Annotated in this window: 7 protein-coding genes and 1 rRNA gene; 2 read left to right on the forward strand and 6 right to left on the reverse strand. The window is 45.9% G+C overall.

Annotated features, from left to right (window positions below; all coding sequences use genetic code 11):
• Positions 1–2: 2 nt before the first annotated feature.
• The 3 genes from gatA to xth are packed head-to-tail and all read right to left on the reverse strand — an operon-like array spanning position 3 to position 2,570.
• Complete coding sequence (gene gatA, locus K2Y18_08805) at positions 3–1,487, reverse strand: Asp-tRNA(Asn)/Glu-tRNA(Gln) amidotransferase subunit GatA (GenBank protein MBX9805833.1); 1,485 nt, start codon at positions 1,485–1,487, stop codon at positions 3–5.
• Positions 1,488–1,499: 12 nt separating this feature from the next.
• Positions 1,500–1,787, reverse strand: a complete 288-nt coding sequence (gatC, locus tag K2Y18_08810; GenBank protein MBX9805834.1) for an Asp-tRNA(Asn)/Glu-tRNA(Gln) amidotransferase subunit GatC — start codon at positions 1,785–1,787, stop codon at positions 1,500–1,502.
• A gap of 12 nt (positions 1,788–1,799) precedes the next feature.
• Positions 1,800–2,570, reverse strand: a complete 771-nt coding sequence (gene xth / locus K2Y18_08815; GenBank protein MBX9805835.1) for an exodeoxyribonuclease III — start codon at positions 2,568–2,570, stop codon at positions 1,800–1,802.
• Between the two features lie 287 nt (positions 2,571–2,857).
• Here xth and K2Y18_08820 point away from each other — a divergent pair, with 287 nt between their 5' ends.
• Both K2Y18_08820 and ligA read left to right on the forward strand, forming a co-directional pair.
• Positions 2,858–4,684 carry a hypothetical protein gene (locus K2Y18_08820; protein MBX9805836.1) on the forward strand — a complete coding sequence of 609 codons (1,827 nt, stop codon included), beginning with the start codon at positions 2,858–2,860 and terminating at the stop codon, positions 4,682–4,684.
• A gap of 129 nt (positions 4,685–4,813) precedes the next feature.
• Positions 4,814–6,910: an NAD-dependent DNA ligase LigA gene (ligA, locus tag K2Y18_08825; protein ID MBX9805837.1), complete on the forward strand. Its 2,097-nt coding sequence runs from the start codon at positions 4,814–4,816 to the stop codon at positions 6,908–6,910.
• A gap of 47 nt (positions 6,911–6,957) precedes the next feature.
• Here the strand turns inward: ligA and dacB are convergent, their stop codons facing one another.
• The 3 genes from dacB to rrf form a co-directional block, all read right to left on the reverse strand.
• The gene (dacB, locus tag K2Y18_08830; protein MBX9805838.1) at positions 6,958–8,292 is read right to left on the reverse strand and encodes a D-alanyl-D-alanine carboxypeptidase/D-alanyl-D-alanine-endopeptidase; all 1,335 of its coding nucleotides are present in this window, start codon (positions 8,290–8,292) and stop codon (positions 6,958–6,960) included.
• 102 nt (positions 8,293–8,394) lie between these two features.
• Positions 8,395–9,840, reverse strand: a complete 1,446-nt coding sequence (locus K2Y18_08835; GenBank protein ID MBX9805839.1) for a hypothetical protein — start codon at positions 9,838–9,840, stop codon at positions 8,395–8,397.
• Between the two features lie 88 nt (positions 9,841–9,928).
• Positions 9,929–10,043 (reverse strand): 5S ribosomal RNA (gene rrf / locus K2Y18_08840).
• Positions 10,044–10,240: the final 197 nt, after the last annotated feature.

A 10,240-nucleotide genomic window follows, 5' to 3' on the forward strand; every position in this document is an offset into this window, starting at 1 on the left:
GTTCAAGATACCTTTCGCAGATTGTTAACTTGGTCCTCAAACCCTGCTGCCTCTTCCAAAGCCAAAGCGGTATTGAACAAGCGTTGTTCCGATAACCGGGGCCCAATCAGCTGAAGCCCAAGCGGTAATCCGTTTTTTGATAAACCTGCAGGAACAGAAATCCCTGGCAAGGCCGCCAAATTGACCGTCACCGTAAAGATGTCGTTGAGGTACATGGTGACAGGATCAGCAGGTTTCTCATCGATCGCAAAAGCCGCAGTGGGTGTTGTCGGCGTCAGCAGCACGTCAACGTCCTTAAAAACCCGATCAAAGTCTTGAGATATGAGAGTGCGAACTTTCTGAGCCTTCAAATAGTATGCATCATAATAGCCGGCAGATAGAACATACGTCCCAATCAAAATGCGTCGGCGCACTTCGGCCCCGAAACCTTCGCGTCGTGTATTCTCATACATTTCATCTAAGGTGCTGCCCGGAACCCGTAACCCATACCGCAAGCCATCGTATTTCGCGAGGTTCGAAGAAGCCTCAGCTGGCGCAATGACATAGTAAGTTGGCAGCGCGTACGGCGTTGTTGGCAAGGACACCTCCACGATAGTAGCACCTGCTGCTTTCAGCCAATCGATGCCTTGTTGAAGAAGGTCACTCATCTCCTGAGATAAGTTCTCGCGATATTCTTTTGGAAGACCAACGCGCAAATTTTTGATATCAGAGGTAATGTTTGCCAGATAATCCGGAATCTCCACATTAAGGGACGTAGAATCCCATGGGTCGTGGCTTGCCATGACTTGCGTCATGAGGGCAGCGTCTCGAACCGTGCGGGCAACTGGACCTGCCTGATCCAGGGAGGAAGCAAAAGCAACCATGCCCCGGCGGGAACATAAACCATAGGTTGGCTTAATCCCAACCAATCCGCAAAAGGCGGCTGGTTGGCGGATTGAGCCCCCTGTGTCAGATGCAGTTGCCGCCAAAGCCATATGACCCGCCACAGCAGCGACGGACCCACCAGAAGACCCCCCGGGAACCAAATCCTTCGTTGGCGCATCGCTTCGGCGCCACGGGTTAATTGTCGGACCATAAGCACTATGAAGATTACCAGATCCCATCGCGAACTCATCCATATTTACTTTACCCAGCATCACAGCGCCTGCACTCCATAGGTTCTGGGTCACGGTTGATTCATAAGGAGGGATGAAATTATCCAGAATCTTTGAGGCAGCTGTCGTTCGCACCCCTTTTGTGCAATATAGATCCTTAATGGCAATCGGAAGCCCTTCCAGGGCCCCTGCTTTGCCAGAAGCAATACGATCATCCGAGGCGGCTGCTTGCTTTAAAGCAAGATCTGGCGTCTCCGTAATATAAGCATTGAGGTTGCGCTTTTCTTCCATGGCAGCCAAATGGGCTTTTGTAAGCTCCACGGCACTAAATGATTTATTGATCAGACCATCACGGGCTTGAGTCAAAGAAAGTTTTGTAAGGGAGGTCGTCATCTATCGTCTCCTCTACTCAACAACTTTAGGAACTGAAAACATATTGTGGGCTTTTTCCGGGGCATTGGCCAAAATGTCCTCCACATAATTTCCATCATTCACAACATCATCACGCTCTGGCGCTGATTGAGGTTGGCAATCCGTATAGATTTCAACGCCGCTCACGTCCACCTTCTCCAACTGGTCAATCCAATGCAAAATGCCGGATAGATCTTTTTGTAAAGCGGGAAGCTCTTCTTCTTCCACTTTGATACGCGCCAGGGTGGCCACTTTAGCGACCTGTTCTCTTGTTAGCTCCATAAATTTATTCCTTCACTGATTAAGAACACACCATACAGGTGCATGATCTGATGCTTTTTCTTTAGCACGGGGAGCCTTGTCAACACCAGAGGCTTGCGTGCGATCGACCGCTAAAGGAGAGAGGAGAAAATGGTCAATTCGCAAACCCTGGTCCCGCTGCCAAGCCCCACTGCGATAGTCCCACCAGGTAGAGGGGCCCTGCCCCTCATGGTGAAGGCGCAAAGCGTCATAATACCCAAGGTGAAGCAGAGACTGAAACTGCTGACGCTCTTTGGGAGAGCATAAGATCTCTCCCTTCCAAAGTTCCGGTTGACTCACGTCCCGATCTTCCGGGCCAATGTTATAATCACCGCCGATCACGCAGGCTTCTTCAAAAAGAAGAATAGAGGCTAAGTGATCGCGTAGATTATCCAGAAAATTTAATTTATACTCATACTTCTCGCTGCCCACAGCCATGCCGTTGGGAACATAGACAGACGCCACACGCACGGTCCCCACTACCGCTTCAATATAGCGGGCATTCTCATCTTCTGGAAAAGTCGGCAGGCCCCTCACCACATCCTCAATGGGAGATTTTGCCAAAATCGCCACGCCGTTGTAAGTCTTCTGTCCCGCCAACGCAATATTATAGCCTAAATCTTCAATGGGCCCTCTGGGAAAGTCTTTATCCTCACACTTAATTTCTTGCAACAAAAGGACATCTGGCTGATTTTCCCTCAACCATTGTTCAATGTTTTCGAGGCGCGCTCGGATGGAATTAACGTTCCAAGTGACTATTTTCATGACGTGACTCTCTCGTATTTTGTTCTAAAAACTTGTTCAACTCTATATCATATATGAGTCTCTCTAAACAAGAAAGTCAAAGACACTGATTCTAAAAATCAGCTTTTTCTACAGGCTAAAAATCTAAATAGTAATTTATATTCTTTATAAGAAATCATTAATTAAAGCAATTTTAAATAAAAGCAATGCACTGCTTGATATTTTTAGAAATAAATCTATCTTTTATATTGAAGTTATTGTTTTTTCAAAATGAAGAAGCAAGTGCCTTACAATATACGGAGGTTACGATGGCTAACATTATTAATCTATTTGCGACCGGCGAGATTGACGGCACAAGTTTGAATGACTTATTCCTTATTGGTAAGGCCTATAATGCAACACTCAATGGGTTTGCTGGCAACGACAGTATTAATGTTGTCTATTCTATTAATTCGCTCCTTGATGGCGGAGAAGGCAATGACACATTGGTTGTCCTCTCTTCAGGACCAGGAGTAACCACCATGATTGGTGGCTCTGGAAATGACACAATAAGTGGAAGCTTCGGTAATTTCGCCATGTATGGCGATGCTGGTAATTCCATAGGCCCCTTCCCCGTACCCTATTTCTTCCAATTGTTTTACCCGAATGGTGGTGCCGTTCAAGAGGTTGTCATTACGGCCCCCGCTACAGGTTTTGGAGATGATGTTATGTATGCGGGTTCAGGAGGTGACTTTATGTCTGGAGATGCTGGTGTCGTCGAGAATCAAGTGATTTTTCAAACTGCCCAGACTTCGACAAATCAAAGTCTAAGCATGCTTTTTGAGTTAACATTATCCATCGCAAAATTTGGGAATGACACGTTGTATGGAGGGAGCGGAAATGATGTCATAGTAGGTGATGCCGATACATCTGCAGGCTTTTCTTTGTCACCGGATTCAACCCCCGGAGCAACCGCCATAGCAAATGGCACGAATTCAATTGCAACGGCTTTGTTTTATTCGGACAAAAATCAGTTTCTTTTTGGTGCAGACAAAATTTTTGGTGGGGACGGTAATGACGTTATCAATGGAGACCTAAGTGTGGACGCCCATGAAGTCGCATTCGGTGTAGCAACCGCATACAACGGCGGACATGCTACAAGTATTTTTCAAACAAGTGAGGAACTCATTTTATATGGAAACGATACGATTTCAGGCGGAAATGGTAACGATATCATTTACGGAGATGGAAAGCTCAATAGCCACGATGCATTAGGTGGTACAGCTTACGCTGATGGCGTGGGGAGTGACGCTCGGATAATAGACGATGTGGGCATAGATGTGCACGACCATGTAACCCGCCTTCCTCTCATTAATACTTCAGGGAATGATGTGATCAATGGAGACGCTGGAAATGACACCATTTATGGTGATCATAAGCTTTATTTTAATGAAGCCATAGGTGGCACAGCAACAGCTCTCAATGGCGGTATTGCTTCATCAAGCTATATGGTTGATGGCTCAGTTATTACTTTCGGAAAGGACACCCTGTCAGGTGGCGCTGGTAATGACAAAATTGTGGGAGATGTATTGACAACAAAGATTGAGGTGGCCCAAGGCACAGCGATTGGAGCTGGTGCATCTGTTGCTGTTTCTTTCAAGAATTTTGGACAAACAATGGGAGATGACATAATTTCAGGGGGTGCTGGAAATGACATGATTGTTGGCGACGCCCTCGAATTTTCTTTAGCCTATGCAGGTCTGTCCCTATCAACAGTAGCGGGACACGTCCGTGTTGCTGATTCGAATAATAATTCGATTACCTGGGGTAACGATGTGATGTCAGCCGGGGGTGGGCTTGATAATTTTATAACGGCTGTAGCCCTCTCGACGAACAATAAGCTTGTTGCCCAAGGATTTGATGTCATCAAAGACTTCAATGTTTGTGATGACGTACTTACGTTTGTTGGAACCAATATGTCAACTTTGTTGAATCATACATCTCTGGCCTATAATAGTGGGGATACCATCCTCAAGTTTGATGGGGGAGCTGGTGGTTCTATTACCTTGCAAGACATTCATGTCAACAGCATGGCCGATCTTCATATTAATGTCCTCGCCAATGCCTCTACCCTGGTTGGACTGTTTCCTGGATAAGGCAGCGATATTTGAAATTTAGTCTTTAATGACAATTTTCTTTTGAAAACTGTCTTGAAATCCTCTGTCCCCCTTCTCCATAATCCGCTAATATTCACTGACAATGTTTGTATAACAAAGAAGATATTTATGCCCAGTTCGACCACCCCCGTTGATCAACTCACCCGCGAGGAAGCTACACAAGAGCTTGAGCACCTTGCAAAAGTGATTGCGCACCATGATTATCTCTATCATCAACAAGCAGCCCCTGCGATTAGCGATGCGGCCTATGATGAACTGATTGCCCGGAATAAAGCCATTGAGACGCGTTTCCCGGATTTGCGACGCATTGATAGCCCTTCCCATCGCGTAGGCTCGGCCCCTGCCCCCGGTTTTAAGAAGGTGAAGCATCGCGCGCCTATGCTCTCCCTCGATAATGCTTTTACGCCAGATGATGTTACGGACTTCCTCAATCGTGTCCGCCGATTCCTGCAGCTGTCAACAGACCAACCCATAGAAATGGTGGCAGAGCCCAAGATCGATGGTCTGTCAGCCTCTCTCAACTACCAAGGGGGACGCTTTGTATTGGGCGCAACGCGCGGCGATGGCAGCGAGGGCGAAGATATCACCGCGAACTTACGGACCGTCAAAGGCATTCCCCTAATCCTCCAGGAAGAACATGCTCCCCAAAATGTGGAAATCCGTGGTGAAGTGTATATGCGCCGGGATGATTTCCTCAAGATCAATGAGGCACGAATCGCATCAGGAGAGGCCGAGTTTGCCAATCCTCGCAATGCAGCAGCGGGTTCCGTTCGACAGCTCGACCCCACCATCACCGCAAGGCGACCTTTGCATTTCTTTGCCTATGCTTATGCGACTTCTGAGGAGCACAGCGATCAATCACAGAGTGAGCTCTTAGAATCTTTAAAACGTTGGGGATTCTCAGTCACCTCTTTGCGCCAGGTTTGTCACAATGAAGCTGATTTAATGGCCTTTTATCATAACCTTGAAGCGATTCGTTCTGACCTTGATTTTGACATCGATGGCGTGGTTTATAAGGTGAACAATCTGGACTGGCAGAAACGCCTCGGCACCGTGGGGCGCACGCCGCGTCATTCCATCGCCCACAAATTTGCCGCCGAAAAGGCGGAAACCACCTTAGAAGACATTATCATTCAAGTGGGACGCACCGGAGTCTTGACGCCCGTCGCCGTCTTGAAGCCCGTCACTGTTGGCGGCGTCGTTGTCCAGCGGGCAACGTTACACAATGAGGATGAGCTTGCCCGAAAAGATGTGCGCATTGGGGATCACGTCGAAATTCAACGAGCGGGGGATGTTATTCCCCAGGTCGTGCGCGTGATCTTATCCAAACGATCTCCCTCCTCGAAAAGTTATGTTTTCCCTAAAGTTTGCCCCGTCTGTGGTAGTGAAGCTGTCCGGCAAGAAGGGGAAGTGGCCCGGCGTTGCACCGACGGCCTGGTGTGTCCCGCCCAAGCGGTTGAGCGCCTAAAACACTTTGTCTCCCGTAATGGCTTTGATATTGAGGGAATGGGCGAGAAACACATCGAAGCGTTCTATCAGGAGGGCTTGATCCACGCGCCAGGAGATATTTTTACCCTGGAGGCACGCGATCGTCAGTCTCTTACCCCTTTGCGCAACAAGGAAGGCTGGGGGGAGCAATCTGCTAAAAACCTATTTGAGGCAATAGCTGAGCGCCGTACCATCTCTTTGGATCGGTTCATCTATGCTTTAGGCATCCCCCAAGTGGGGGCCGTGACCGCTAAACTCCTGGCCAAGCACTATCGTACTTTACCAACACTCTGCCAACAAATGGTAGAAGCACATGACAATGGGTCAGAGGCATGGGCAGATCTCCTTGCTTTAGAGGGCATTGGCGAGAACATGGCATCCGACCTCGTGGACTTCTTCAACCTGCCTCACAATCAAAAGATCGTGGACGATTTGGCCGCCCTCCTCACCATTCCCGAATTCATCGTCGAAGCTGCAATTTCATCACCTTTAACTGGCAAAACCATTGTCTTCACAGGAACTCTCTCAACATTAAGCCGCGCCGAGGCCAAAGCCCGCGCTGAGCGCATGGGCGCCAAAGTGACGGGCAGCGTCACCAACAAGACGGACTATGTGGTGGTGGGTGAAGATGCAGGCTCCAAGGCCAAAGCTGCCAAGGAGCTGGGGATTTCATGTTTAAGTGAAGAAGAGTTTATAAAATTAATCCTCTCATCATGATAGAAGTCCCGTAGAGTTCAGATCAATTCTGCCTTTAAGAAGAATTCCTAATCTCCCAAATTCTCGGCAACAAAGCTGTCTAAGATAGTATACATTTCGGAAGAAGGGGGAGAAAAGCTATTTGCAATGATCACAAAGGCTTGTCGGTCCTTATCTTTCAGGCGATACCCACAAAGACAACTGATGCCAGACATACTTCCCGTTTTGGCTTTGATTGTTTGGGGCAAAGTCTTCCTCTTTTCAAGCGTACTGTTCGCTTCTCCTGGCGACGCTAAGGCGGCCACAAACTCTTTTGTCCCAAAACCGCATTTCAAGATTTCAAATAATTGTCTCGGGGTGATTTGGTTATATCGAGACAACCCTGACCCATCAATGAGGAGCGCCTTTTCCAGTTGCACGTGAAAGTGCTCATTGATAAGGCCCTTGAGAACCTTATCCCCATCATGCCAATCCTTTATCAAAACGGGGTCTCGGGCATGGATAAGCTTCAAATACAAGGCATCAAACACCAGATTATCAGACTTCTTTAAGGCAACGGGAATCATCTTCCCCAAGGGGTCCGATACTGCAGAATTGAGGAGTACCTTATTCAGATTAGTCTCGTAAGGATCCTTCACAAAGACAACCCGATTTTTGATCTTCAACTCTTTTAAAATGGGATTCATTTTGTGCAAAATGTAAGTCTTCATTTCGAGGGGAGCTATTTTTAACACCAAAGGCGTATCACCCTGCTTCTGGATGCCGGTAGCTTTGATATGATCGCCCTCCCATCCCAATTTAATCGACGAGGGGTCATGGGTCGTGTCAACATCTGCGTTCATGCGGTATCCAGCATCATTATGAATCAAAGGCATTTTCCCTAATTGAGTCGGGTGAACCGTAACCTCGATAAGGTTTTGGTCTAAATTGAAGGCCGAAATCGGGGGGGCAAAGGGTCTTCCTACATCGTCAACCATGATATTTCTGGAATAATCAGGGGTATGGAATAGGCTTGCGTCGATGACGATCTTTCCTTGAATTGTCTTGCCTCGAATTGGCTCTAAAAGGGATTTTAAATTTGCTGAGGTGAGAGTTGGATCACCGGACCCTTCGATAATGACATCCTGGATTGCACCCTTTTGGCGCGTTACATAAGCCTTTGTTTCAAATCGATAATCTTTACCCAAGGATCTATAAGCCAGCAATGAGGTTATAATTTTCTGACAACTTGCTGGTGTTACAGATACATCAGCCGCATGTTCTGTTGTGATATGGGGACTATCCACATCTCCCATGATGAAGGAATAAAATGCAGGTTTCGTGTCGTAGAGGTACTCATGTTGAGATGCACATCCGGCAATCAAGAAACAAATCGTAATCGACCAAGAGAACTTTATAGTCATGCCAGGGTTTCTGCCTCATTATTGCGTGTGATGTCTGCTGGAAGTCACTATAGACTTCTACAAGGGGAATTAAAAGTTATAAGGACAAAATTTAAAGAAGGACTATAAAAGGGCCTTATGCAATTGAGGAACAAGGATTTGGGGGTCGCCTTGAAGAAAATAACCTTCGTGATCCAGGTAAGAAGGAACTTTATCGTTGATGGAAATAATCCTTCCCTTTGGGTTTAGCTTCTTATACCAGCCTAAGAAACCGCTTACATCATGATCTAAACCAATGGTTATGACCAGATCTAGTTCATTCAGGTCAGTCTCTGTAACATTATCCTTCAACCAATTTGGCAAACGTGGGTTCAAGGGATCAATGCCTGTTCTTTGATGGAGAAAATCAATATTTTGTGTGAGTAATCCCCAGTTTTTTTGAAGAACAATCTTTGCTAAGGCAGTATGGGCAACGGAAGGCTCCTCCGTCCTACAGACATGGAAGAAACGCAGGACAGGAGGAATGTATGAGCTTGGAAAAGAAAGAATATTTTTTATAAATGCAAAAGCATCGTTCTGCTCCCTTATCCCTTTACTAAGGCCAAATTCTCTCATGAGTTGTTCGGTTGCTTTAAGGACCAAAGGAGAAATAGCTAATCCAGAATAGAAAAGGACCCGCTTAGCCTCAATATAGCGAGATAATTCTAAAATAGTCATTGGCATTGGAAGGCGTTGTTTCCTATCTACGGTAAGGGGAAGGAGATCAGGGCTGACTAGATGATCTGCAGAATAAGTCATTTCTAGAGGGAGTGGGAGAGACTCTGCAGGGAGTTGATAAGAATAAATCCAAGCTTTCCGTTCCGGTATCGAGATATCTGTAAAGCGGGAACGTTCATTAAGTTTAATACAAAATGGAAATTCATGTCTAAATTCAATCGAAAGTGACGTGACACCTTTTAACTGATCAAAACGAACCAGCCAAGTTGGGTGGTCTAAAGATGTATTTGGGCTTACCCATATCACAGACAAAAGGGTTGTATGAACAATTTCATGAAGGTGTGGGTCTAATAGGATCGGGGGTTTGCGAAGAAGGGAACGCTCTCTCTCAGGCTTGTCTAATGGTTGAGAAGATACTGGAAGATCAAGCTCTTGTGATTCAGTAAAATTAAGGACTTTTGAATCCAAATGCTTCGCAAGATCATCAACAGAGGGATTAGAGTCTATAGAATGGGGCGTTAATGGACAATCATCTCTATGGCTGGTCGGATTGGAGGATTTGCCGTCATCGTCATCCGTAGGAGGTTGCGGGGCACGAGCAGGGCTTAAATGCTGAAGGGGGATAGTTGTAATCGGAGGAGACTTTGTTCTCATCACCGGAGATTTATCAAAGAACTTGGATTGAATGGGGGTTGAAAAGGAGTGTACGGGCTGTTCTGGACTTTCTGTAGAGTCCGAGATTGCTTCTGCACATAAAACATTGGTAATAAAGTATAAATTAAGGGGAATTAAGAAAGTTAAGCAATGAAAGGTGTAATTTCTAATTTTAAAGTATAAGGAGAAATTATTCATATATATTATCTACATTGATTGAAAGACACATTTCATAATTAAATAACAACTTAACAACATCAAATCATACATACTAGGTACTTAATAAGCTTGGCAACGCCCTACTTTCCCACGCCTTAAGACGGAGTATCATCGGCGCAACATGTTTTAACTGTCGAGTTCGGGATGGGATCGAGTGTTTACCATGTGCTATAGCCACCAAGCCAATTAAATACCTAATATACTTAATGATACTTGTTAAATGTTAAGTAAAAATGAAATTCATATCGAATATAAAACTATTTTGACTCTAAAATCATCAGTACAAGGAAGTATAGTTTCCTGGTATCTGACATCTGAGGCAAGAAAAAGCCAATCGAGCGATTAGTACTGGTTAGCTTCACGCATTACTGCGCTTCCA

This window comes from Alphaproteobacteria bacterium, from assembly GCA_019746225.1.
Lineage (GTDB): Bacteria > Pseudomonadota > Alphaproteobacteria > Paracaedibacterales > VGCI01 > VGCI01.

What these genes read in the sequence shown, in the direction of transcription:
- xth (MBX9805835.1), bottom strand. Translation starts at nt 2,570, where the DNA reads ATGAAAATAGTCACTTGGAACGTTAATTCCATCCGAGCGCGCCTCGAA.
- gatA (MBX9805833.1), bottom strand. Translation starts at nt 1,487, where the DNA reads ATGACGACCTCCCTTACAAAACTTTCTTTGACTCAAGCCCGTGATGGT.
- K2Y18_08835 (MBX9805839.1), bottom strand. Translation starts at nt 9,840, where the DNA reads ATGAATAATTTCTCCTTATACTTTAAAATTAGAAATTACACCTTTCAT.
- ligA (MBX9805837.1), top strand. Translation starts at nt 4,814, where the DNA reads ATGCCCAGTTCGACCACCCCCGTTGATCAACTCACCCGCGAGGAAGCT.
- K2Y18_08820 (MBX9805836.1), top strand. Translation starts at nt 2,858, where the DNA reads ATGGCTAACATTATTAATCTATTTGCGACCGGCGAGATTGACGGCACA.
- dacB (MBX9805838.1), bottom strand. Translation starts at nt 8,292, where the DNA reads ATGACTATAAAGTTCTCTTGGTCGATTACGATTTGTTTCTTGATTGCC.
- gatC (MBX9805834.1), bottom strand. Translation starts at nt 1,787, where the DNA reads ATGGAGCTAACAAGAGAACAGGTCGCTAAAGTGGCCACCCTGGCGCGT.